We start from the raw sequence: 22,858 nt of genomic DNA on the forward strand, positions 1-22,858 counted from the left end.
CTTGAAGATCTCGCAGGATTGCCATGTTTGGAAACGCTTACTTCTAAGGCTCGTCGAATCGGGAGGAGATTTTGAAATGACAAAAGCAGGGTTCAAGCTCAGAAGAGGGTTGGTCGTTGCGCTGATTATCGCCCTCGTCGAAGGATTGCTCGCCGCGGGCGGAATGGTTGCCTATCCGCGGCCGGTAGGCGCAGCGGCGACTAACCTGGCGCTGAACGGCTCGTTCGAGACGTCCGGCGCGCCTGCGGCCAATTGGTCGGCATGGTCGCCGGCTTCGGGATACGCGGCGAGCCGCGACGGCGCAGAGGCGCATATCGGCGATTATGCGCTGAAAATAACCGCAAATGCCGGCGTCCGTCCGACCGTCTACCAGACGATGAATGTCGTCGCCGGGCAAAAGTATAAAGTTTCGGCCTGGATCAAAACGAATGACGCGACGAATGCCGGCGCGGGCTTGCAGTACGTTTTTAAAAATGCCGACAATCAAGAGATTTATACGAACAACACGGCCTACTACACGGCAACCGCTCCCGGGTCCAACGGAGCGTGGGGCTTGACGGAAGCGGTAATGACGGCACCGGCCGGCGCCGCCAAAATCGTAATCTCGAATTATTACCTCGGCCGTGCCGACGATCAGGGCGCTGCCTGGTTCGACGACGTTCAGTTCGGAGAGTGGACCTCGGCAACGGGCGTGACGCTGAATACGAATGCGGCGACCTTGGCGGTCGGCGGCACGCTGCAGCTTACGGCGACCGTAGCGCCCGCAAATGCGAGCAATCCGAATGTCGTATGGACTTCTTCCAATGCCGGGGCGGCGAGCGTCGACGGTTCCGGAATCGTCACGGGAATCGGCAACGGTACGACGACGATTACGGCTTCGACCGCAGACGGCGGATTCACGGCGAGCGCCGTTCTGACTGTCGGGTCCGGCGATCCGGTAGCGGTCGTCAATCTGGTCCAGAACGGTTCGTTCGAAACCGCGGGAGCGCCGGCGGCCAACTGGACGGGGGGAACGGCCGCGAATTGGACGCTCTGGCAAGGACCGTCGCCAGCTTACTCCGGCGCTTTTGGCGCAACGCTCGATACTGCCGTCCATAAAGCGGGCCTGCAGTCGTTGAAACTGACCGCGGCTTCTACCGCCCGGGTCGTAACCAGTCAATCCGTCCCGGTGGTCGACGGCAAAACCTATAAATATTCGGCTTGGGTGAGGACGAGCGATTCGAGCAACGCGGCAGCGGGCATCGAGTACGTCTTTCACTCCGGCGCCGGGGACAGTCCGATCGACATCGGCGGCACGAAATACTTCGAAGTGTCCGCGCAAGGCGCGCGAGACGAAAATAACTGGACGCAGATCGAGCGGATCGTTCAAGCGCCGGCGCAAGCGGTAAGGGTAGGGCTAAGCAATACGTATAAGGGAACCGGCACGGGCGAGGCATGGTTCGACGGTATCGTCCTCGAGGAATGGAATGCCGTCGCCGGCGTCGCGCTGGATACGAATGCGAGCGATCTGGCGTTGGGTCAGACTTCGCTCATGCATGCCGCGGTCGCACCGGCAAACGCGAACAACCCGAGCGTCCAATGGTCTTCTTCAGACCCGTCGGTAGCGACCGTGGACGCTTCGGGCCAGGTGACCGCCGTCGGCAAGGGACTTGCCTTGATTACCGCAACCACGGTCGAAGGCGGCTATCAAGCATATAGCAGCGTACGAGTCGACAGCGGCGCCAACATTACGGTTCCGAATTATGCCGAGAACACCCGGAACGGCGTAGCGGTTAACGGGCAGGTCGAGGCCGTTGACGCGAACGAAGGAGCGTTGACTTACAGGCTGCTCGTTCCGGCCGCACACGGGAGTGCGCTCGTCAAGTCCGACGGCACTTGGACGTACGCGCCAACGCCGGGCTATTCCGGCAACGACCGGTTCACGGTGGGCGCGTTGGATGCGCAGGGCAATTCGGCGATCTCGACCGTCACGATCGCGGTCGAAGATTTGGCGGAGACGCTGCAGGCCTATGCCGGCGTTCACGCCAGATTGCTGCTTGACGGTGCAAAGATCGCCCAATTGCGGACGGCTATTCAACCGGGAGGTACGCATGCCGCCCTCTGGAGCGAGTACCGGCAATCCGTGACCATTGCCGCTGCGCCGACCTATTATGCGAGTTCGGATCAGGAGGAGCTGTGGCAGCGGGACGTAGCCGCCCGGATGGTCGATTATGCTTTTACGTATTTGTTGACCGAGGACGCGGCCTACAAGAATGCGGCTATCGCGTGGGCGACGACTGCCGCTGCCTATCCGACCTGGGGAAGGAACGGCGAGGTCACCGACGTTAGCCTGGCGGCCGGACACCTGCTTTTCGGCCTGGCGGTCGTATACGATTGGCTGTATGACGATCTGTCCGAGAGCGATCGAACGGTCATACGCGAAGCGCTCAAGACGCATGGCGAGGAAGTGTACAACAAAGCCATCGGCCATAACACGGCTAAAGTCTGGTGGGCCAGCGTGCCGGCGCATAATATCATGCATGTCCTCGTGAGCGGTCTCGCCGCCGCCTCGCTGGCCATCTACGATGAGGAGCCGGAGGCGGTGGATTGGTTCGGGTACAGCTTGAGCGCGTTCGCGGCGATCGAAGACTGGATGCCGGCCGACGGAGCGAGCTACGAAGGCTTCGCCTATTGGCAGTACAGCATGGAATGGACCATCAAGTTCGCGAAGCTGGCGGAGAAGTTCGTGGGCAGCGCTATTTTGCAAAACGATTTTTATAAAAACAGCAGCAAGTATGTCGCTTATTCCATGTTGAGCGAGAATGGATGGACGCCAACCGGCAGCTTCCTCAATCTCGCCGATAACGAGGGTTATAACTATTACGGGCCCGATTACTTGATGCGCGTCATCGCCGCGGAGAACCGGGATGGATTGGCGCAGTGGATGGCGGACCGGATCGACAGCAAGAACGTGGGAAATAGCGCTTCAAGATGGCTCGGCATTCTCTATTACGATCCGACGGTCGCGGCTACGCCGGTCAGCGCCCAGCCGACCCTGCATTTGTTCGATAACCTGGGATTGGCGGTCTCGCGTTCCGACTGGTCAGGCGATGAGAGCATTGTCGCGTTTAAGTCCGGTCCGCCCATGGGGCACAAGGACCTGTCGATGGACGGCTTCTTCGGCGGCGGGCATCAGCATCCGGATGCCAACCATTTCCTCGTGTACGCGAACGGCGAATATTTGATCCGCGACGACGGGTACGCGGATAAGCTCACTTCGAACCATAACACCTTGCTTGTAAACGAAATCGGACAGATCGGGGAAGGCGGTACTTGGTTCGATAGCGTCGCCTCCAAGACGGCCCGCTCGGATGCCGATATCTTAAAAGCGGAATCGAATCCGACCTTCGATTATATGGTAGGCGAAGCCGCCGGCACGTATCCGGCCGACCTGGGGCTGGAGAAATACGAGCGGCACCTGATCTTCCTCAAACCGAATCTGCTTATCGTAGTCGATGATATCGAGACATCCCAGCCGCAAAACCTGGAGCTGCGTTTCTTCCCGGAACAGCAGGGCGTACAGACGCTGGCCAACGGCGACTATCTGGTCACGAGCGCCCGCAGCGCATTGAGGTTCCAGGAATTAACGGCGAGCGAAGCGCAAGTCAAGGCGGAGAAAGTGCATTACGACAGCGAAAAGTTCAACGGGGACCGGATGGCGTTTCGCGTGCTTGGCGAAGGCAAGACGAGCATGCGCAATGCGGTCGCGTTCAGCTGGGGCGGGAACGAGGCCCTGCCCGCCAACGTATCGCTCGTTCAAAACGGGGACAAATGGACCTTCGAATCGGGCTCGGTAGCCGTCGAACTGGACCTCGCCGCACGCACGGTAACGGAGGTGGAGAGCACGGGCGGAGGCACCAGCGAGAGCGATGCCGGTCTGGCTTCCATCCTGGTGAACGGCGCGGCGATCGCCGGATTTTCGCCGGACACGCTAACTTATGACGTAGAGTACGCGAGCAACAAGCCGATCCCGACGATGACCTGGCTGTCGCGATCGACGGCCGCTGCCGTCCAGCTGGATTATGACGGCGCGGTTCCCGGCACGGCAGTTCTCCGGGTGACGGCAGGCGACGGGACCGAGCGGACTTATACGGTGCATATTCATTCGTCCAGGCTATTGCCCATCTACGGAGTTACCGCTAATGGCGTCTCTAGCAACGGGCCGGGCGGCAACGGATTCGGGCCAGAAAATGCCTATGACGAGAATGCCGGCTCGATCTGGTCGGACTCGGTCAATGCTGCGTATGCCGAATACCCGCCGGGCTATGCGTATGCCCAGTTCGACCTGAGCAAGGTCAGAACGGTAAACGAGGTCGGCATCCTTTGGTACCAGGGTCTCGGCCGTCATTATCTCTTTGACGTGGAAACGTCGGTCGACGGCGTCCATTGGACGCGGGTAATCGACGAGGGACAAAGCTCGGGACTGACCGCGGAGACCGAGAAGTACGCATTCGACGACGTGCAGGCCCGATATATCCGCATCATAGGCAAAGGCAGAACGGGCAGCGCGTTTTTCAGCATCAGCGAGGTCTACTTCTACCAGCCTTCCGTTTCCGTGCCCAAAAACGAGGCTGCCGTGACATTGTCCGTGCAGGATAAGGTATATGCCGGCCAGAACTTTAACGTGGCCGTCGGTCTGCAGAACTTGCCGGATTCCATCTACGCATCCGCAATGACCATTCGCTATGACGAAGAGCGGGTGGCGTTCGTCGCCGCCGCGGCCGCGCAAGCCGGTCTGGCCGTGTATGCGAATGCGGACACGCCAGGTGAGCTGCGCCTGCTGATCGCGAACGCCGACGAAGATGCCGTAGTTACCAACCGCGCGTCGTTGGCGGACTTGACGTTCCGCGCCTTGGAGACAGACGCGGCGAGCACGACAAGCCTAGAGGCGGTCGAGGCATCCATATCCGATGCCGCTCGCGAATGGGCGGCGACGGGGGGAAGCGCAACCGTAAGCCTGGCGACGGTGAACAAGTCGGGCTTGCAGGCGCTGCTTGCCGCTGCGGCCAATCGACTGGCCGCGGCGACGGAAGTCGGCGCGTTTATCGGACAGTATTCGGCGTCGGCGAAGTCGGCCCTGCAGTCGGCGATCGGGAGTGCAGGCGAAGTTTACGCGGACAGCTCGGCTGCGCCTGCCGACGTAGAGCAGGCGATTGCGGACCTTAGCGCCAAGCTGGCGGCGTTGAAGGCTTCGGTGAAGACCTTAGATGCCGCATCATGGTCGGTCGGCGATCTTGCGGTCATCTCGAAGTATTACGGCAAGTCTTCGTCGGATCCCGAATGGAGCCTTTACCTGGCGCTGGGAATCGCGGGCGGCAGGGCGATCGGTGACGCCGATCTGGCGGCCGTAGCGGCGAAGCTGATGCAAAGATAACGGTGTTTGATATCGTTGGTTTCGGCAAGACAGGCCGCTGCGTTAATCGAGGCGGCCTGTCTTGTTTTTTTGCGCCATGACCGTCCGGCGATGTTCGCAACATAACCAAGAACATACTAACATCGTGTCGTATATTAATACGAATCCGTCCTCTAAAATGAAGAGCATAACGAACAGAAAACGAGGATGGCGAATGTGAAAACGCTTCAGCATGCAGGTAAACAACGGCGAACCGCCACGCGGCAGCAATCAAACGGCTTGTTAAAAGAGCTGCGTAAACAAAAGGCACTGTACATCATGTTCGTCCCGATCGTCGTCTACTTCCTTCTCTTCGCCTACTTGCCGATGGCCGGCATTATCGTCGCCTTCAAAAACTACGATTATTCGGGCGGCATCTGGCATAGCCCGTGGAGCGGCTGGAGCAATTTCGAATACTTCTTCAAGTCCGGCAAAGCGTGGCTGGTTACCCGCAATACGCTGCTTTACAATATCGCGTTTCTGGCCTGCTACACGTTCTTCTCCATGCTGATCGCCATTCTGATCTCGGAAATGCGGGGCAAGTGGCTGAAGAAGTCCGTGCAATCCTTCATGCTCCTCCCTTACTTCGTCTCCTGGGTTATCGTAGCCGCGTTCGCCTACAATCTGTTCAACTACGAATACGGCGTGGTCAATACGCTGATCAAGCACTTCGGCGGACAACCGCTCGATATTTACGGAACGCCGGTTTACTGGTACTTTCTGCTACCGTTGTTTTATGTGTGGAAATGGGTCGGCTTCGGAAGCATCCTCTACCTGGCGGCGATCATGGGAATCGACCAGGAATGTTACGAAGCGGCTACCATCGATGGCGCTACGGTTTGGCAGAAGATCCGTTACATCACGCTCCCCTTGCTCATTCCAACGATGATTATTTTGGTTCTGCTCGGACTCGGGCGAGTGCTCCGCGGAGAATTCGATATGTTCTACCAGTTGATCGGCAGCAATTCCATGCTGATGGATTCCACCGATATCGTCGATACGCTCGTATTCAGATCCATTGTCAGCACACCCGACTTCGGACTCGCATCGGCTGCCGGCTTCTACCAGTCCATCCTGTGCTTCGTCATCATCTTAGCCGCCAACTGGACAGTGAAGATGTACAACAAAGATTACTCGCTCTTCTAGATTAACGGGACTAACGGAGGCAAGCGCCATGAAAATCAAGCAAACGCCGGACCAGAAGCTATTTAACGTCGCCGCTTCTCTCATCGTGGGAGGCTTTGGATTGGCTTCGCTGATTCCTTTTATCGTGCTGATCGTGGGCTCCATCAGCTCCGAGAACAGTATTATTCGCTTCGGCTACTCGCTTTTTCCCCGCGAATTTTCCATAGAGGCTTACAAGCGCATCTTCAGCGATCCGGGCGTGATCCTGCATGCCTATGGCATAACGATAGCGATTACCGTGCTTGGGACGATATTGTCCTTGTTCGTCTCCGCAATGGCGGCCTACGTGTTATTCAGGAAGGAAGTTAAATACCGCAATAAACTCTCATTTTTTCTCTACTTCACGACCTTGTTCAACGGAGGCCTCGCTTCCTTCTATATCGTCATTAACAATTATTATGATCTCAAGGATAAATTCATCGTGCTGCTGCTCGTTCCGATGTTTCACGTCGTCCACATTCTGATTCTCAGAAGTTTTATGAAAGGCTCCCTGCACGATTCGCTGATCGAGTCGGCCAGGATGGACGGAGCGGGCGAATTCAACATATTCGCCACGATCGCGCTGCCGTTGTCGAAGCCGGCCCTGGCCACGATCGGCCTGTTCACGGCGCTGGGCTACTGGAACGACTGGTGGACGCCGATGCTGTTCGTCGAGAACAGGGATCTGTTCCCGCTTCAATACGTGCTATATCGCGTGCTGGCCACCAGCGAGATCGGCTCGGCGATCGTGAATACGTCCATTGCAATCGAAATGCCGAAGGAAACGCTGAAGCTTGCGTTGACGGTCATTTCCACCGGTCCGATCGTGCTGGCGTATCCATTCGCCCAGAAGTATTTTGTGCGAGGCATCATGATCGGCGCAGTAAAAGGTTGAGAGACAATGGCATTAGGGGGCGGAAACCATGGTTCCGACTCTTCGACATGCACCTCGGATCGCCTTGCGTACGGTTCTGGGGAGCTATACATCAGAATTAAAAAATCGATGGAGGGTTAACGAATGCAGAGCATGAGAAGAGGGTTCGTCGTCGTATTGGCACTGATCGTCCTTGCGAGTCTGGCGTTGGCGGGCTGCAGCAAGGAGAACAACGGGAAAAACAGAGAAAGCCAGGCTTCGCCGTCCGCCTCGACGGCGGCTTCGTCCCAGGAAGCCGCATCCGCTTCTCCGGAAGCGACGGAGCCGCCGATCGATACGTCCAAAGAGGTCAACCTGAAAGGGTATCTTCTGGGCGAGGCACCGGCGGGAATGCCGGCCGTAATGGCAGAATTGAACAAACGGCTGAAGACGGATATTAACGCGACCTTCGAAGTCGACTACCTGGGCTGGAGCGATTATGCCGCCAAATATCCGCTTATTCTGACGAACAGCAGCGGCACCGACTGGATTTTCTCGGCGAACTGGATTAATTTTGTGGAACATGCCACCAAGGGCGCCTTCAAGGCACTGACAGAGGAGCAGATTCAGAAGTACATGCCGGAGTACTATGCTTCTGTCAATAAGGAAGCGCTTAAAGCCGGCAGCATCGACGGGAAAATCTATATGCTGCCGGCGCCTTCGCGGGCTCCCAACATTAAAGTCGCGATTATCCGGGGCGATCTGCGGAAAAAGTACAACGTGCCGGAAATCAAGAAGCTGTCCGATCTCGAGCCCTATTTTGCAGCGATCAAAGCGAACGAGCCCAATATGATTCCGGCAGCGCTCAGCTCGAACTCGGTCGATACGGAGCTGCTGTCGCAGCTCATCGCCGACCAGGGACAATCGCAGATCCAGATCGCGTACGGTCCCGGCATTTACTTTACGCTCGAAGACAGCAAGGCCAAGCTGCTCACGGTTGAAGAAGAGCCGCTTAAATCCCAGGTTCTCGCCGCAGCCGATACGATGAAGAAGTGGTACGATGCAGGTTACATCACCCACGACTACTTCTCGAACAAGGTGAACAGTCTTGACGCATTCGACCAAGGCAAGTCGGCGTTCGCTACCGCCAACACGATCAGCGTACGCAAAATTTTGAGCAGCGGCAACGAAAAGGGATACGATATCGAAATCATTCCGTTCATCGACGCGGAAGGACGCGCATCCGCGGGACCGTGGATCAGCGGCGGCGTCTCGATTCCGGCCGGCGCCAAAAACGTGGAACGAACGCTGATGGCGCTCGACCGCATCATGTCCGTTCCCGACTATAACCGACTCGTCTACTTGGGCATCGAGGGCACGAATTACGTTATTAACGGCGACGGGAAGCTGGCGCTGCCGGAAGGCGTGACGGCGGAGACCAACACGTATCCCCAGGATGCGGCCGGCTTCTGGTTCAGCGATCCGCGGCAGATTCCGCCCGACGCCTCGTGGAGCGACGATTATGTGGCCTTGCTGAAGCAGGTGGAAGAGCAAATTTTGTACACGTCTCCGCTCGAAGGATTAAATTTTAATTTCGACAACTTGAAGACCGAAGTATCGGCGCTCGGCAACGTTCAGACGCAATATTTCCTTCCCTTCAAGATGGGCTCGGTGCGCAACAGCGAAGAAGCCTTCAATACATTCGTCCAGAAAGCGAAGCTGGCGGGCATGGATAAGATCAGGGAGGAAGCCCAGCAACAAATCGACGCTTATGTACAGAGCAAGTAGTTGGAGCTGCATGCCCGACATCTAACAACGTTTGCCATCTGGCGGAGCCGTGTGTTAGAATCGAGGTACTTTACGAAACGGAGGGTTGCCGTGTGATAGACTACATCCGAGTTCGCACTTTGGTCGGCTAATGATTAGCGCCCAAGCTCTGCCTGCCGGCAGGGGACTCAGATGAAGTCTGTCTACATTCGAAGGCAACCCACGCGGGAGCTGCGCCGGTCCGCTTGTTCGCGGACGTTTATTGTCCGCCGGCGGCCGGCCCTTTGAATAAGCTGGATTTCGATACGCGATTTTCCCTCGCCGGGAAAATCGCGAATCCTCGATCTGATCACCCTGAACGCAGGCGGACGATGCCTGTGTTTTTTTGTTTTACTGATCATGAGAGGATGATGAATAGATGGAACGAGTAGATATTGAACCGAAGAACCTGGCGCGCGCGATCGTCGTCGGCGTACAGCTGAACAACGCGCCTGGATTCGAATACGCCATGGAAGAGCTGCGCAATCTGGCGGATGCTTGCGGCATCGAGCCGGTCGGCGAGCTGACCCAGAAGGCGGAACGCGTGAATTCCGCCCATTATATCGGCAGCGGCAAGGTAGAGGAGCTGAAGGCGATCGCTGCGGAGCTGGACGCCTCGACGGTCATTTTTAACGACGAGCTGTCCCCCTCGCAAATTCGGAACCTGGAGTCCGCGCTCGAGCGGCGGGTCATTGATCGCACGATCCTGATCCTCGATATCTTCGCCGAGCGCGCACAGACGAAGGAGGCGCAGCTGCAGGTCGAGGTGGCGAAGCTCCAGTACATGCTGCCGCGCCTCGTAGGTCTACGCGAATCGCTCGGACGCCAGGGCGGCGGGTCCGGACTCAAAAACCGCGGCGCCGGGGAGACCAAGCTGGAGCTGGACCGCCGGCGAATCGAAGAGCGCATTTCGCATATGCAGCAGGAGCTGGAGAAGCTGGTCGCGCGCCGTCAGGTCCAGCGCAAGCAGCGCCAGAAAAACGAGGTTCCCGTCGTCGCGCTTGTCGGCTACACGAACGCGGGCAAGTCGAGCCTCATGAACGCCGTGCTGGCCGCCTACGAACCGGAATCCGGCAAGCGGGTGCTTGCCAAGGATATGCTGTTCGCCACGCTCGAGACCGCCGTCCGCAGCATCTCGCTGCCGGACCGCAAGACCTTCCTGCTCGCGGACACGGTCGGCTTCGTCAGCCAGCTGCCTCACCATCTCGTCAAAGCGTTCCGCTCCACCCTCGAAGAGGTGTCCGAGGCGGATCTGCTGATCCACGTCGTGGATGCCGCCAATCCCGAGCATGAGCAGCATGTCGCCGTGACCCGGGAAACGCTGAAGGATCTGGGCGCGGACGGGATTCCGGCCGTTTACGCTTATAACAAAGCCGATCTGCTGCCGGACGGCGACTTCCCGCGCGTCGACGGCGACATCGTTTATCTGTCCGCCGCGAGCGGAGGGGGCGTCGAGGAGCTGGTGAAGATGATACGGGACCGTGTGTTCGGCGACTATGTCGAGGGCGAGGTGCTGATTCCTTACGACCAAGGCCGGCTCGTCGCTTACTTCAACGAGCATGCCGACGTACGGAGCACCGAGTACGAGGAAGAGGGTACGCGCCTGTCGCTCAGCTGCCGGACGGCGGATTACGAGCGGTACCGCGAGTTATTTGTGGAGCGTTAAAAAGAAGAGGACCGCTTGAGGTAGCGGTCCTCTAATTTGTTGTGTTTGCGAGGTGGATGATGTTCGGCATAGCGGTCGCTTGCGTGCTCGGTTCGGGTTTTCTGCATGCGGTATGGAATCTGTTCACCAAGAAAAGCCAGGATAAAAATGCATTTCTATGGTACTGCCAGCTCGTCGCGCTTATCGTATTCCTGCCATGGACTCTGCAAGAATGGGCAGGGGGCGCGCTTCTGGGCATCGGCGGTCTCGCCGTCGCGGGCTCGATGGCGCTGCATGGGCTGTATGTCCGGCTGCTGGCGTCGGTTTATGAGGCCGGCGATCTGTCCCAGACGTATCCGATCATGAGAGGAACGAGTCCGCTGCTCGTCCCGCTCGCCGGCATCCTGCTGCTTCACGAAGAGCTGTCCGCCATCGGTTGGCTGGGCGTCGCCGCGATCGTCGCTGGGATTCTGGGATTAAGCAATGTCCGGCTTGTTAGAGGCACGAAGTTCGGAAAAGCTCCCTTGTTGGCATTCGCAGTCGGCGTCACTATATCCGCTTATATCGTTGTCGACAAAGTCGCGCTCAATTACATTCCGGCCGTCATGTTGAACGAAGCGACCAATGTCGGCAATCTCGTCGCCTTAACATGGGTCGCTTGGCGCTCGGGCCATATGACCGCCGAGCTGAAGGCGAATTGGAAAACGATCCTGCTCGGCGGCATTCTCGCGCCGGGAGCCTATATCCTCTTTCTGTCCGCCCTGGCGCTTGCGTCCGTAACGCAGCTCGCGCCAATGCGCGAGATCGGGACGGTTTTCGGTGCCGCACTCGGCTTGTGGCTGCTGAAGGAAAAGCAAGGAATACGAAGGCTTGCGACCTCGCTACTTATTACCTCGGGCGTCATCGTCCTTGGGATATGGGGCTAGGCGCATTTCCAGCGCTTCGCGATCCGCTTTTTTCAGCTTGCTCACGACCGCATCGTAGGAATGATCGACCATGGCCTTCAGGTCCGCGTCCGGCACGGTGCCGTCGAGGCGAACGGTGTTCCAATGCATCTTGTTCAAGTGGTAGCCGGGGATGACGGCGGCATACTGCTCCCTAAGGCTCTCCGCCAGCACAGGATCGCACTTCAGGCTGACGGAAGGCGGCTCGCCGCGTTCGTCCACGAGCGCGAACACTTTGCCCGACACCTTCAGCACGAGCGGCTGATCGCCGAACGGATAATCTTTGATGGCGCCTTTTTTGGTCAGGATGTACTTGACCAGCGACGAGACGTTCATCCGGCAGTCCTCCATTCGTTCACGCTTTTATCTTACAGATATAACACGCCGGGCGACAAAAGTTAAGCCTGTCCGATTTTCCGGTTGAATTCATTACATAAGAAAGGGGTTTTTAAGCGATGAGCGAAAAAGATATCATCGCCCGCACGAGGCGGCCGAATACGGTAACGTCGATGACGGAGCAGTTCGGGCAAATTGGCGTACAACCCGGCGACACGCTGCTCGTCCATTCCTCCTTGTCCCGCGGGCTGGGTTTGCGGCGGCCCGCAGGCCGTGATCCTGGCGCTTCTGCAGGCGGTCGGCGAGAACGGCACGATCGTCATGCCCGCGCAGAGCGGAGACTGGAGCGATCCGGCCGAATGGCAGAATCCGGCGGTGCCTGCGGACTGGCTCGAGACCATTTACCAAGAGATGCCCGGGTTCGATCCGGTACTCACGCCGACGCGGAGGATGGGGCGGATCGCCGAGCTGTTCCGGACCTGGCCGGGCACGCTGCGTTCAAGCCATCCGCAAGTGTCCTTTACGGCAAACGGCCGGCATGCCGCATACATCGTATCCGAGCATCCGCTGACGCCGCAGTTCGGGGAGCAATCGCCGCTCGGCAGGCTCTGCGAACTGAATGCGAAGGTGCTGCTGCTTGGCGCCGGGTACGAATCGTGTACCTGCATGCACTTGGCCGAGACACGTGTCCCGGATATGCCGACAAAGCGCATGGGAACCGCGGTCCTGATAGACGGGGAGCGGTCATGGCGCCGGTTCGACGACTACGCGTACGACGCGGACGATTTCGATAAAATCGGCATTCCGTTCGACAAAAGCGGGCATGTCGCGTCCGGCCGCATCGGCGAAGCCGAATGTCGGCTGTTCGGAGCAAGACAAGCGGTCGACGCTGCGGAGAAGTGGCTGACGGCGAACCGAAACCGCGAATAGCGGCTACGAATTAAGGCTTGAATAGAGACGCGGAATGAAGATTGCGATTACGAAAACGCGGGAGGGACAGCGGGCTTGGAGATTAAGAAAAGGCTGTTCGACGTCTATATCGGCGTAGATTACTCGGGAGCCGGGCTTCCCGACAAGGCGATCCCCGGACTTGCGGTCGTTCGGGCTGCGGACGGCGAACCGCCTGCCATCGTGCGCAATCCCCGCCATTCGCAAGGAAGATGGTCGCGGTCCGAACTGCATGTTTATCTGATGTCGGAGCTGGCGCAGACGGACCGGTGCGTGTTCGTGGGCATCGATCACGGCTTTTCGTACCCGCTGTCCGAGCTCGCGTATTACGGGCTGCGCACCTGGGACGACTTTCTTGCGTGGATCTCGCACAGCTGGGACACGCGGCGGCTCTCCATCGACGAATGCAAGAATCGTGGGGCGCCATACCGCAATGCGAACCTGCTGCGCCTGACGGAGGCGCGTTACGCCGTCGGCGCCAGCAGTGTGCTCGACCTGGACCGCAGTCACGGGCATATGACCAAAACCGTTTCCTACTCGACGCATGCGGGTCTGCCCTGGCTGGCTGAACTCAGGCAGCGCTCGGATCGCGGCCGGGTCGAATGTTGGCCTTACGATCATATTGTCGAGGCCGAAAGCGGAGAGGCGGCCGTTCGGCCGATCGGCGGGCATGTCGTGGCGGAGGTTTATCCGAAAGTATGCAAGGAACGTCTCGCGTACAAAGCCTCCCCGCCGGACGCGCGTTACGGCGGTTCGCTGTCCGCTCACGAGATCGACGCTTTCGCCGTCGCGGAATGGGCGCAACAGCGCGACATGGAGGGCGTCTTCGCACCTTACTTTCAACTGGAAACGCTGACGCTCCAGGAGCTTCGGACGGCAGCGCTGGAGGGCTGGGTGCTGGGCTGCTTGTAGGCCGGGACGGGCTTAAGGCGCGCTCTCTTCGTACCGCTCCCGATGACGACGCTTCATCGCCAAGTAGTCGGGGTCGGTGCGCGCCTCGTCCCATTTCTTTTTGAAAATCGTCGCGGACTTCGCCTTGACCGGATCGTACTTATCGGGCAGCTTGCCGCCGCCGGACGCCGCGTACTTGCGGCCGCTCTTGTGATTCGCATAACGGCGGGCGCGGGTGAAGCCCATCTGCAGAAACTTGCGGGCCATATCCATGCCGATGAAGTCGTCCGCCGCCTTGTACGCCAGGAACATGGCATATATTTTTTCGGAAGAGTCGATCGCTTCATCGGGCGTCTTGAACCGCCAGTGAGGCAAAATCTCGCTTTTGTAGGGCTCTACCATCAGCACGCCCTGCTCGCCCCGGCCCACCGCGTACAGCTCGGGATGCGCCCGCAGGTCGAGGTTGGCGTAGTCCAGCGAATAGTCGAACGGCTTCATGCGGTCGTTCCCCTTCGGCCGCACAACCTTATTTTTAGGAGCGCGTCCGCCTAATGTTCTAGAGCTCCGACCGCCCGTCCACATAGCCGTCGTCGATCGCCCGCCACAAATAGAGGCAGGCAATGCTGCGGTATGGGCTCCACCGATCCGCGTACCGTCCCAGACAGCCGGGCGCCTCGTCGGGATTGAGGCGTCCGTACAGCCACTGCGCGGCGCGCTGCAAGCCGGCATCCCCCAGAGAGAGCACGTCCGGCCGTCCGAGCGAGAAGATCAGGAACATCTCGGCCGTCCATTTCCCGATCCCTTTGACCTGCGTCAGCATGGCGACCGCTTCCGTTTCCGGCAGCACGCCCAGCGCCTCGTAATCCAGCTCGCCGGACAAGGTACGCCGGGAAAGATCGTGAATCGAGCGGATTTTGGCGTAGGAGAGACCGATGCCCCGCAGCGTCTCCTCGTCGTGCGCAAGCAGCGACTCGGGCGTGAGCGGCCCGCCGTTCAGCGTCGCGAGCCGTTGCTTGATCACGCCTGCGACCTTGGCGGAGAGCATCTGAGAGACGATGGAGCCGACGAGGGATTCGTAAGGCGTGCGGCTTGGCGACAGGCGGATCTCGCCGACCCGCTCGATCAGCCGGGCGAGCATGGGATCCGATTGCCGCAGATAACGTCCTTCGGGAGATTCGGCATGTACGATAAGGGTCAAGGGGCGAGCCTCCCCGCGGTTAGGTCGCCTGCATCGCTCTGGCCCGGAGGGACGAGATATCGGACAGGGACGCCCGTTCGGGTCGCATATTCGATCTCGCTTCTCGTGCTTTCGCCGATGTAACCGCCCGGATTGACGACGAAGATCTCGTCGGCCATGTCGATTTTTTGCAAATGGATATGGTCCAGCAGCTGCTTCTGCGCTTCGGAAACCGCGGGACCGCTTGCATGCACGAAGACGCCGATTGAAATGACGACGTTGCCCTTAAGCGTCAATTCGGCGTTGATACGCTCGAACTCCGGCTTAAACCGCGTGGATCCGCAGAGCGTGACGATTTTAAAGCGTCCGTCCGCGAGTTCAGGCTTGGCGTTATTCATCTTGGGTAGCCTCCCTCTGGAAAGGGTATAGTTTATTTTAATAGTAGCAGAATCGGCAGGCGTGCGCTTCGAACGGCCGGGTTAATTGCCTTTTTTTGCATTCCATGCGGCCATATGGCGTCATTGCCTTTCATTCGCAGTCTCAAGTGAGGTATAATGCTTGGAATGACCATTCGTACGATACGCTTTAACATAAAGGAGATTCCATGAACTTCAATGACCTTAAGCTCAAGCCGGCGATTCTCAAAGCGCTGAGCGAAGAAAACTATACGACGCCTACGCCGATCCAGGAGCAGGCGATTCCAGTCGTGCTGGCGGGCAGGGACCTGTTCGGCTGCGCGCAGACTGGCACGGGCAAGACGGCCGCTTTCTCGCTGCCGATGCTTCAGCTGCTGAGCGATCAGCAGAAGCCCCCGGGCAAGCGCCGGCCCATTCGTTCCCTCGTTCTGACGCCGACACGAGAGCTGGCGATCCAGATTTACGACAACGTGCGCGCATACGGACGTCACCTTGACGTGCGCGGCATCGTCATTTTCGGCGGCGTGTCCCAGAAGCCTCAAGAAGATGCGCTTGCGCGCGGCGCGGATATCGTCATCGCTACGCCGGGACGTCTGATCGACCTGATGAACCAGGGCTTCATCGATCTGTCGCACGTGCAGATCCTCGTGCTTGACGAAGCCGACCGGATGCTGGACATGGGCTTCGTGCACGACGTGAAGCGCATCATTGCGAAGGTGCCGCAGAAGCGGCAGACGCTGCTGTTCTCGGCGACGATGCCGACCGAGATTACCAAGATGGTGCAGACCATTCTCGTCAATCCCGCCAAGGTCGAGGTGACGCCGGTATCCTCCACGGCCGAGCGGATCGAGCAATCCGTCTATCTGGTGGACAAGGCCAACAAGCAGAGCTTGCTGCTTGATCTGCTGCGCGATAAGAAGATTACGTCCGCGCTCGTGTTCACTCGGACCAAGCACGGCGCCGACCGCGTCGTCCGCCATCTGGCCAAGGCGGGCGTCTCGTCGGCTGCCATCCACGGCAACAAGTCGCAGAACGCCCGGCAGAACGCGCTTGCGGGCTTCAAGAACGGCACGACTCGCATCCTGGTCGCGACCGATATCGCGGCGCGCGGCATCGACATCGACGAGCTGCCATACGTGATCAACTTCAACCTGCCGAACGAGCCCGAGACTTACGTGCACCGCATCGGCCGTACCGGCCGCGCGGGCCTGAGCGGCACCGCCATCTCGCTCTGCGAAGATGAGGAGCTGCCGTATCTGCGGGATATTCAGAAGCTCATCGGCAAAAAGATCCCCGAGATCAAGGGGCATCCGTATCCGCTGGGCTCCGCACCGGCCGAGCCGAAGGACGAAGCCGACCAACAGCGCGGCGGCGGACGCGGGCGTCAAGGCGGCGGCCGTCAGGGCAGTGTCCGTCAGAGCGCTGGGCAAGGCGGTCGTGCCGAAGCCGGTCGCGGCGGCAGCGGCGGCCAGGAAGCGGGCCGTCAAGGCGCAGCCGGCGGCAGGCAGGAGGCTGGCCGCGGGGGCCGGCCGGAGTCGGGGCGCAGCGGCGGCGGCAGGTCAGACGCGCCTCGCGGCGAGAGCCGCCCGGGCAACGGCGCCGGCCGAGGCCAGGCGCCGGCGGGTCAAGGCGGTCGCGGCGGCGCAGCCCCGCAAGGGCGCGCAGGCCAGGCGCAGACTGGCGGCGGGCGACAACAGCCGGCCGGACGGCCGCACCAAGGGCCGCGGCCGTTCTCGCTGAAGGCGCAGCCGACGGATACGCGTAGGTCTTAACGGCGGCGCGAATGGCTTGATCGGATCTGCTTGAAGGAATGTTTTGCACGGCTCGCAACGGGCTGCAAGACATTCCTTTTTTGCGTGCCGATAGCCCATAAATTACAGCCGGACCGCTCGCTGCCGATAAAGAGAAGAGAACGGGATAGAGGAGAGAAATAGACAGATGAAAAAACGGTGGTTGTGGTTCATGATTGCCTTCGCGGCGATCGCAGTCGTCTTGCCGTCGGCAGGCTCGGATGCCAGGGCGGTTGCAGCGGCAGCCGTGCCCGCAAAGGGCTTGATCTACGTGGATGCGCAAGGAAGATCTTTTATTACGCTTCGTTCGTTGGACGGATTCGCAGGCGGGCGGTTGGCCTCTAGCGGGGATGGCCGCTCCGTGACTTTGTCGCTGGGCGAGGAGGCGACACTTGCCTTGTCGTCCGGCAGCGCGGCTGCAATGCTGAACGGCGCTTCCGTGACATTGAAGGCTGCACCGTTCAACAAAGGCGGGAGCTTGTACGTCCCCTTGTCCGCGTTAAACGCAGCGTTCGGGTGGACGGTGCGGTGGGAGCGAGACAACGACGCGGCGCAGCTGCAGGCGCCGGCGGGCGCTACGCTGCGGCTGCCCGTCGCGAGAGGGAAGCATCCGGCCGATATGAAGCCGGTCGAGCAAGCGTCGAAGCGCTTCAAGGTCGGCGGCAAAGCCTTTTCCGCCCAAGTCGTCTCCATCGTGCTGCTGCATCCGTCGGTTCGCCTCGATACGGTGCTCGCGGGGGACAAGATCGGCAAGGTTGAGGAGCTGGGCAGCATGGCAAAACGGGCGAAGGCACGGGTCGCGATCAACGGTACTTTTTTCGACGCCTATACCGACAGCGACTACAAGGTGCCGTACGGCTACATCGCGGGCGGCGGCAAGCTGAAGAAAAACAGCTCCGGCGACAAACGGGCGACGTTCTTATACGATGCCCATCAACTGGCGGAGATCGTCCCGGGCCTCTCGTTCATGGAACGCTTTAACCAAGGCACCGTCGAGGGTGCCGTGCAAGCGGGCCCGCAGCTCGTCGCTAACGGCAAAGTCGCGCTCGATATCTTGGGCGAAGGTTTCAAGGACCCTAAAATTTTAACGAACGGCGGCGCCCGCAGCGCGATCGGGATTACCAGGGACCACCGGCTGATCCTGCTCACGACGGGCGGCGCCACGATACCGCAGCTGGCGGAGATGATGAAGCAGGCCGGTGCCTGGCAGGCGATGAACCTGGACGGCGGCGCTTCGAGCGGGCTGTGGGTAGACGGCAAATACGTAACGAAGCCGGGGCGCTTGCTGAGCAATGCGCTTGTGGTGCGAGTCGGTTAAATGCAAAAAGCAGGCATGATGGCCCCCGGTAGGGACGATCATGCCTGCTTTTTTTTGGCTGTCAAGCTGCCGCCTTCGCCCGCGTCTTCGGGACGCCGGCCGGGCTCGGCACGGCGATGCGGAAGATGGTGAGCGCGACGATCAAGCCGGCGGTCGCGATATACGTCCATTTCATCCAGGGCTCGCTCGAATCGGTACCGAGGAGCAGCCCGTGGACGAGACCCATGAAGAAGCCCGGGAATGCGAGAAAGTGGATCGTACGCCAGGTCTTTTTGCCGAGCCGCTTCATCATGTCCGACGAAACGAGCAGCAGGAGCGCGATATAGAAGCTCAGCGTGCCAAGTCCCGTCAAAAAAGGATGGGAACGGGCGGCAAAAGGAATGAGCAGCTCCAGCGGGCTGTAGCCGACGTATTTATCGAACAACAGCACCGACCCGTGCAAGCTGCCGAACAAGAAGCCGAACCAGCCGGCGGACTGGTGAATGAAGAGCACGGCCGCGCGGGTTTTCGGCGCGAACAGCTTGAGGCTCGTCAATATGCCGGCGCCGGTCGATACGAACAGCAGCAGATAACAGGTAATGCCGGCCGCGCGGGTCGTCGTCCACACGGTCAGCCAATCAGCCAATCCGTTCATAGCTAACACGCTCCTCCATCACATACGTTTCCAGATCGCCGCCGTATATAAGCGAGCCGTCGATCCGGACGCCGACCATCGTGCAGCGGGGGCTCTCTCGCGTAAGCCACGCCGGAGCTTTGTCCGCTCCGAGCAGCAGCGCGCACTTGGCGTATACTTCGGCCATGACCGCATCCGGCGCGATCATCGTAACTTGCACCAGATCCGTGAGCGCAGGCCGGCCGGTGCGCGGATCGACGATGTGATGGCGCATATGCCCGTCCCGGTCCTGCCAGCGGCGCTTGACCGCGCTGCTGGTCGCGATGCCCGCGCCTCTGCGAAGCGTGAGGCCGGTCGCGTCCTGCTCCGGGCGCCAAGGGTCCGCGACGCCGATCTGCCACCCGTCCGGCGGGCAGCCCCAGAGGATCAAGTCGCCTCCCGCGCCGATGGCGCCCGTGCGTACGCCGTCCTGCCGGGCCAGCTTCGCCAAGTGCCGGGCCGTCCAGCCCTTGGCTATGCCGCCTAGATCGACTGCCGTGCCGGATCGCAGCCGAATCGCACGGCTGCCCGGATCCAGCTCTGCGGCAGGGGCGGCGATACCCGGGGGGTGTAGCGTCCCGCGGCTTTCGTCCGAAACTGTGTCTGTAGCTGCACCCGCAACTGCGCCTGCAACAACCCCCGCGCTCTCGCCGCATGCTCCGCTCGCCTTGCCTGCTTCCTCTTCGGCGCGCTTCAGCCGCTCGAAGCTCTTGTCATACCCGAGCCGCTCCATCTCCTTGCCCAGATAAGGGCTGAACAACCCGCCGGTCTCGCGATGGTAGCGGTCCGCTTCGGCGAGCACCTGATAGAGCAGCGGCGTCGCCAGAAACGGCCGGCCTTCGGCGCGGTTTAGCCGCGACAGCTCGCTGTCCGGCAGGAAGCGGCTGAGCTGGGCTTCCGCGAACGCGAACCAGTTCCTCGCCTGCGCGCGCCAGCGAACCGGCAAGCCCTGCGTGACAATCGTCGTATTCATGGCCCGGAAATGATCGTGTTCCATACGCGCCGCCTCCTGGGGTTCTAAGTATTTTTAAGACGCATGCGTTCTCATGCTGCCTTGATTGCCGGAGGGATTCTGGTTGCTTGTACCGCTGCTCGAGTCCGTATCGCCGAATCGGCCTCCGCCGCGGCGTCCAAAGCCGCCCGTCTGTCCGTCGTCCGTCTGGCTCTGCCACTGGTCGGTTACCTGATCGTCGCCTTGCGCGATCGAACTGTTCGACGATTCGGCAGGCGTGGTCGAGGTCGTCTCGCCTTTGGCCGACACCAATCCGACAAACCCCGTAAATAAAGCGACGCCCGACAGTCCGACGATCCACTTGATCCACTTTTGCTGGGCCATAAACGCCCTCCTCTTTTATCGTAGCCGATAGGCTTGATCGATGATGTAACTCATTATGCGCCGTCAACCTTAAACGCCATTTAAACGCGCCTGAAAGTTGGCTGAATAAGAAGACTCGCAGGAGAGGCGGACGGAAGATCGCCTTCGCAACGCGCGCGGCATCCATTACAATAGAAGAAACAAGAACGAACGGGTGGAAAAGGATATGACGGACGCAAAGTACCGATGGGCGCCGCTAGGCGTAGAGGAAATTCGAAGGTTGTTATCGGATTGGCGGGGGGCTTGGGGAATCGCAGGGGGATGGGCGCTTGACCTGCATCTTGGCCGGCAGACTCGGCCGCATGATGATATCGACGTGCTGCTGCCGCTCGCTGAATTTGCTTCGGTCTATGAGCGGCTGGCGGCGGATTGGGAGCTTCACTTGGCGGAAAACGGCCGGCTGACCCGGCTTGGCGCGCAGGATCGGCTGACGGAGGAGACTGATATTTGGGTGAGGCGCGATGCGCATTCGCCATGGGCGTTCCAGCTTATGCTGATTGACATCGTAGACGGCATGTGGACGTATCGCAGATCGCGAGCGGTTCGCAAGCCGGCGGCCGAGCTATTTTTGCGGACGGAAGGCGGAGTGCCGTATCTGCGACCCGAGATCCAGCTGCTGTACAAAGGCGGGGGCTCATCGATCCGGGAGAAGGATCGGAGGGACCTGGACACGATGCTGCCGCGCCTGGATGGGGCGGAGCGCGGTTGGCTGCGCGACGCGCTGCGCACGCAGTTCCCGCAGGGTCATGAGTGGCTGGAGCGATTGGACGGAAAAGGCACGACCCGCCCCTACTTGAAGCTGATCCAGCGGGCCGGCGAGGCGGAAGGCGTCTCGTTTGAGACGATTACGCCGAACCTGACTTACCGGGCGCGAAGGGGCGAGGCGAGCTTTCTGATGACGGATGCGGAGCTCGGCCTCAATCCAAGCTCGGCATCGGCGCTTGCTGTGAGCAAATCGGCTGCCTCGGATGCGCTCCGGGCGGCAGACGTGCCCGGCGTTGAGCATATCTTCCTGCCGCATCCGGGCCACCGGTTCGGCGCCGGTGCCGCCGATACTTACATTCGCGCGGAATCCGCGTTCGAGCGGTTCGGCGGCGACGCGGTCGTGAAGCCCGACGACGGCGCGCAGGGCAGACACGTTTACCGCGTTCGCAATAAGGAACAGCTGCGGGAGGCGCTTCGCGCCGTTTTTGCGCTCGAGCGGCATGCGGCGGTATCGCCCTATTGCGAAGCCGAGTTCGAGTACCGGATCGTCGTACTGGCCGGCGAAGCGCGCGTCTGGGTGGGCAAGCAGCGCAACGGTTCGTGGAAGCACAACCTCGCGGAGGGCGCCAGTTCCGTCGAGGTGCCGGATGCGGATCGCGCGCGCCTGTCTCCGCTCGCCGTAAAGGCCGCCGCGGCACTGGATATGGTGTTCTGCTCCGTCGACATTCTCGACACCGCGCTGCATGGACCGCTCGTCATCGAGATCAATCACAAGGTGATGCTCGGCGACCATTACAGGCAGCATCCCGAGACCGAGGGGGAGCTGGCGGCGCTGTACAGAGACGCGCTCGCCCTGCGGATCGAGCGGACCTGAACGCCCAAGCGGGCCATCGAGCTCCTGCAGTGATATGCAAAGGTCGCCTGCCGCCCGGTGGAATTACCGGGCGGACAGGCGACCTTTTTTCGCTTTTTGCAGGGAGAAGTCAGATGCTATTGGAAGCTTCTGTTCATGCCGTTAATCGACGAGAAGTGCTGTTGTTGCTGCTTGGCGGCTTTATGCTCGCGTTGGGCAAGTTCTTCCAGACGCGAAGCGTTTTGCTGCTCCTGCTACTGCAGTTGTTGATACATTTGGCTTGCTTGCTGAGTCTGAGTCACGAGCTGCTGGATCAGATGCTCGCATTGATTGATTTGGTTGGACAGGTTGAAGTTGATCATGTAGACGACGCTTCCCGGGCATGTATTGTGGACCGTAGCTTAGCATGGCATGGGAATTTCCTGCTTATGCAGGAAAAGGAGAAAAACGCCCCCCTTAAACGCATCTTTATACCCATTTACCTAACGAAATGTTTCTGTTTTAAGCTAACTAACTAACTATAATTTACCGAGAAATGACTATCTCTTTACATT

19 protein-coding genes are annotated in these 22,858 nt (G+C 59.8%); 12 read left to right on the forward strand and 7 right to left on the reverse strand.

The window, feature by feature from the left end; all coding sequences use genetic code 11:
- The first annotated feature begins 76 nt into the window (after window positions 1-76).
- From ACFSR7_RS26345 to ACFSR7_RS26370, 6 genes are all read left to right on the forward strand, one after another.
- Window positions 77-5,413: an Ig-like domain-containing protein gene (locus tag ACFSR7_RS26345; RefSeq protein WP_378166769.1), complete on the forward strand. Its 5,337-nt coding sequence runs from the start codon at window positions 77-79 to the stop codon at window positions 5,411-5,413.
- A 195-nt stretch (window positions 5,414-5,608) separates the two neighbouring features.
- Window positions 5,609-6,577 carry an ABC transporter permease gene (locus ACFSR7_RS26350; protein ID WP_378166771.1) on the forward strand — a complete coding sequence of 323 codons (969 nt, stop codon included), beginning with the start codon at window positions 5,609-5,611 and terminating at the stop codon, window positions 6,575-6,577.
- A 28-nt stretch (window positions 6,578-6,605) separates the two neighbouring features.
- Complete coding sequence (locus tag ACFSR7_RS26355; protein ID WP_378166773.1) at window positions 6,606-7,490, forward strand: carbohydrate ABC transporter permease; 885 nt, start codon at window positions 6,606-6,608, stop codon at window positions 7,488-7,490.
- Between the two features lie 123 nt (window positions 7,491-7,613).
- Window positions 7,614-9,236: a DUF3502 domain-containing protein gene (locus ACFSR7_RS26360; protein ID WP_378166775.1), complete on the forward strand. Its 1,623-nt coding sequence runs from the start codon at window positions 7,614-7,616 to the stop codon at window positions 9,234-9,236.
- A 397-nt stretch (window positions 9,237-9,633) separates the two neighbouring features.
- Window positions 9,634-10,920: a GTPase HflX gene (gene hflX, locus ACFSR7_RS26365; RefSeq protein WP_378166777.1), complete on the forward strand. Its 1,287-nt coding sequence runs from the start codon at window positions 9,634-9,636 to the stop codon at window positions 10,918-10,920.
- A 59-nt stretch (window positions 10,921-10,979) separates the two neighbouring features.
- Entirely contained in the window at window positions 10,980-11,825 is an 846-nt protein-coding gene (locus tag ACFSR7_RS26370; protein ID WP_378166779.1) for a DMT family transporter, read from the forward strand.
- On the opposite strand, the gene ACFSR7_RS26375 is transcribed toward ACFSR7_RS26370, so the two are convergent.
- Window positions 11,781-12,179 carry an MmcQ/YjbR family DNA-binding protein gene (locus tag ACFSR7_RS26375; protein WP_378166781.1) on the reverse strand — a complete coding sequence of 133 codons (399 nt, stop codon included), beginning with the start codon at window positions 12,177-12,179 and terminating at the stop codon, window positions 11,781-11,783. The two genes, ACFSR7_RS26370 and ACFSR7_RS26375, sit on opposite strands and share 45 nt — an antisense overlap.
- Before the next feature lie 273 nt (window positions 12,180-12,452).
- Here ACFSR7_RS26375 and ACFSR7_RS26380 point away from each other — a divergent pair, with 273 nt between their 5' ends.
- Both ACFSR7_RS26380 and ACFSR7_RS26385 read left to right on the forward strand, forming a co-directional pair.
- Window positions 12,453-13,109 (forward strand): AAC(3) family N-acetyltransferase, encoded by a 657-nt coding sequence (locus ACFSR7_RS26380; RefSeq protein ID WP_378166783.1) that lies wholly within the window; start codon window positions 12,453-12,455, stop codon window positions 13,107-13,109.
- A 75-nt stretch (window positions 13,110-13,184) separates the two neighbouring features.
- Complete coding sequence (locus tag ACFSR7_RS26385) at window positions 13,185-14,039, forward strand: hypothetical protein (protein WP_378166785.1); 855 nt, start codon at window positions 13,185-13,187, stop codon at window positions 14,037-14,039.
- A gap of 12 nt (window positions 14,040-14,051) precedes the next feature.
- Here ACFSR7_RS26385 and ACFSR7_RS26390 read toward each other — a convergent pair whose 3' ends face one another.
- From ACFSR7_RS26390 to ACFSR7_RS26400, 3 genes are read right to left on the reverse strand one after another with little or no spacing between them, the layout of a single operon-like run.
- Window positions 14,052-14,516, reverse strand: a complete 465-nt coding sequence (locus ACFSR7_RS26390) for a DUF4385 domain-containing protein (protein ID WP_378166787.1) — start codon at window positions 14,514-14,516, stop codon at window positions 14,052-14,054.
- 58 nt (window positions 14,517-14,574) lie between these two features.
- Window positions 14,575-15,216 (reverse strand): DNA-3-methyladenine glycosylase family protein, encoded by a 642-nt coding sequence (locus ACFSR7_RS26395; RefSeq protein WP_378166789.1) that lies wholly within the window; start codon window positions 15,214-15,216, stop codon window positions 14,575-14,577.
- A complete protein-coding gene (locus tag ACFSR7_RS26400) occupies window positions 15,213-15,593 on the reverse strand; it encodes a hypothetical protein (RefSeq protein WP_378166791.1) in 381 nt (126 codons plus the stop codon). Before ACFSR7_RS26400 ends, ACFSR7_RS26395 begins: the two co-directional genes overlap by 4 nt.
- A 206-nt stretch (window positions 15,594-15,799) precedes the next feature.
- Here ACFSR7_RS26400 and ACFSR7_RS26405 point away from each other — a divergent pair, with 206 nt between their 5' ends.
- A complete protein-coding gene (locus ACFSR7_RS26405) occupies window positions 15,800-17,383 on the forward strand; it encodes a DEAD/DEAH box helicase (protein ID WP_378166792.1) in 1,584 nt (527 codons plus the stop codon).
- A 166-nt stretch (window positions 17,384-17,549) separates the two neighbouring features.
- Window positions 17,550-18,719 (forward strand): phosphodiester glycosidase family protein, encoded by a 1,170-nt coding sequence (locus tag ACFSR7_RS26410; protein WP_378166793.1) that lies wholly within the window; start codon window positions 17,550-17,552, stop codon window positions 18,717-18,719.
- A 61-nt stretch (window positions 18,720-18,780) separates the two neighbouring features.
- On the opposite strand, the gene ACFSR7_RS26415 is transcribed toward ACFSR7_RS26410, so the two are convergent.
- Genes ACFSR7_RS26415 through ACFSR7_RS26425 form a run of 3 tightly spaced genes read right to left on the reverse strand, consistent with a single transcriptional unit; the run spans window position 18,781 to window position 20,707 of the window.
- A complete protein-coding gene (locus ACFSR7_RS26415) occupies window positions 18,781-19,353 on the reverse strand; it encodes a ferric reductase-like transmembrane domain-containing protein (RefSeq protein WP_378166794.1) in 573 nt (190 codons plus the stop codon).
- Window positions 19,337-20,368 (reverse strand): FAD:protein FMN transferase, encoded by a 1,032-nt coding sequence (locus ACFSR7_RS26420; protein ID WP_378166795.1) that lies wholly within the window; start codon window positions 20,366-20,368, stop codon window positions 19,337-19,339. The genes ACFSR7_RS26415 and ACFSR7_RS26420 overlap by 17 nt, the downstream gene beginning before the upstream one ends.
- Window positions 20,369-20,398: 30 nt before the next feature.
- Window positions 20,399-20,707 carry a hypothetical protein gene (locus ACFSR7_RS26425; RefSeq protein ID WP_378166796.1) on the reverse strand — a complete coding sequence of 103 codons (309 nt, stop codon included), beginning with the start codon at window positions 20,705-20,707 and terminating at the stop codon, window positions 20,399-20,401.
- Window positions 20,708-20,912: 205 nt separating this feature from the next.
- Here ACFSR7_RS26425 and ACFSR7_RS26430 point away from each other — a divergent pair, with 205 nt between their 5' ends.
- Together ACFSR7_RS26430 and ACFSR7_RS26435 are read left to right on the forward strand one after the other, a co-directional pair.
- On the forward strand, window positions 20,913-22,325 hold the full coding sequence (locus ACFSR7_RS26430; protein ID WP_378166797.1) for an ATP-grasp domain-containing protein: 1,413 nt from the start codon (window positions 20,913-20,915) through the stop codon (window positions 22,323-22,325).
- 113 nt (window positions 22,326-22,438) lie between these two features.
- On the forward strand, window positions 22,439-22,822 hold the full coding sequence (locus ACFSR7_RS26435) for a hypothetical protein (RefSeq protein ID WP_378166798.1): 384 nt from the start codon (window positions 22,439-22,441) through the stop codon (window positions 22,820-22,822).
- Window positions 22,823-22,858: the final 36 nt, after the last annotated feature.

Source organism: Cohnella sp. GCM10020058, assembly GCF_042683485.1.
Lineage (GTDB): Bacteria > Bacillota > Bacilli > Paenibacillales > Paenibacillaceae > Cohnella.

What these genes read in the sequence shown, in the direction of transcription:
- ACFSR7_RS26435 (WP_378166798.1), top strand. Translation starts at nt 22,439, where the DNA reads ATGCTATTGGAAGCTTCTGTTCATGCCGTTAATCGACGAGAAGTGCTG.
- ACFSR7_RS26345 (WP_378166769.1), top strand. Translation starts at nt 77, where the DNA reads ATGACAAAAGCAGGGTTCAAGCTCAGAAGAGGGTTGGTCGTTGCGCTG.
- hflX (WP_378166777.1), top strand. Translation starts at nt 9,634, where the DNA reads ATGGAACGAGTAGATATTGAACCGAAGAACCTGGCGCGCGCGATCGTC.
- ACFSR7_RS26370 (WP_378166779.1), top strand. Translation starts at nt 10,980, where the DNA reads ATGTTCGGCATAGCGGTCGCTTGCGTGCTCGGTTCGGGTTTTCTGCAT.
- ACFSR7_RS26360 (WP_378166775.1), top strand. Translation starts at nt 7,614, where the DNA reads ATGCAGAGCATGAGAAGAGGGTTCGTCGTCGTATTGGCACTGATCGTC.
- ACFSR7_RS26400 (WP_378166791.1), bottom strand. Translation starts at nt 15,593, where the DNA reads ATGAATAACGCCAAGCCTGAACTCGCGGACGGACGCTTTAAAATCGTC.
- ACFSR7_RS26425 (WP_378166796.1), bottom strand. Translation starts at nt 20,707, where the DNA reads ATGGCCCAGCAAAAGTGGATCAAGTGGATCGTCGGACTGTCGGGCGTC.
- ACFSR7_RS26375 (WP_378166781.1), bottom strand. Translation starts at nt 12,179, where the DNA reads ATGAACGTCTCGTCGCTGGTCAAGTACATCCTGACCAAAAAAGGCGCC.
- ACFSR7_RS26415 (WP_378166794.1), bottom strand. Translation starts at nt 19,353, where the DNA reads ATGAACGGATTGGCTGATTGGCTGACCGTGTGGACGACGACCCGCGCG.
- ACFSR7_RS26410 (WP_378166793.1), top strand. Translation starts at nt 17,550, where the DNA reads ATGAAAAAACGGTGGTTGTGGTTCATGATTGCCTTCGCGGCGATCGCA.
- ACFSR7_RS26430 (WP_378166797.1), top strand. Translation starts at nt 20,913, where the DNA reads ATGACGGACGCAAAGTACCGATGGGCGCCGCTAGGCGTAGAGGAAATT.
- ACFSR7_RS26390 (WP_378166787.1), bottom strand. Translation starts at nt 14,516, where the DNA reads ATGAAGCCGTTCGACTATTCGCTGGACTACGCCAACCTCGACCTGCGG.
- ACFSR7_RS26405 (WP_378166792.1), top strand. Translation starts at nt 15,800, where the DNA reads ATGAACTTCAATGACCTTAAGCTCAAGCCGGCGATTCTCAAAGCGCTG.
- ACFSR7_RS26355 (WP_378166773.1), top strand. Translation starts at nt 6,606, where the DNA reads ATGAAAATCAAGCAAACGCCGGACCAGAAGCTATTTAACGTCGCCGCT.
- ACFSR7_RS26420 (WP_378166795.1), bottom strand. Translation starts at nt 20,368, where the DNA reads ATGGAACACGATCATTTCCGGGCCATGAATACGACGATTGTCACGCAG.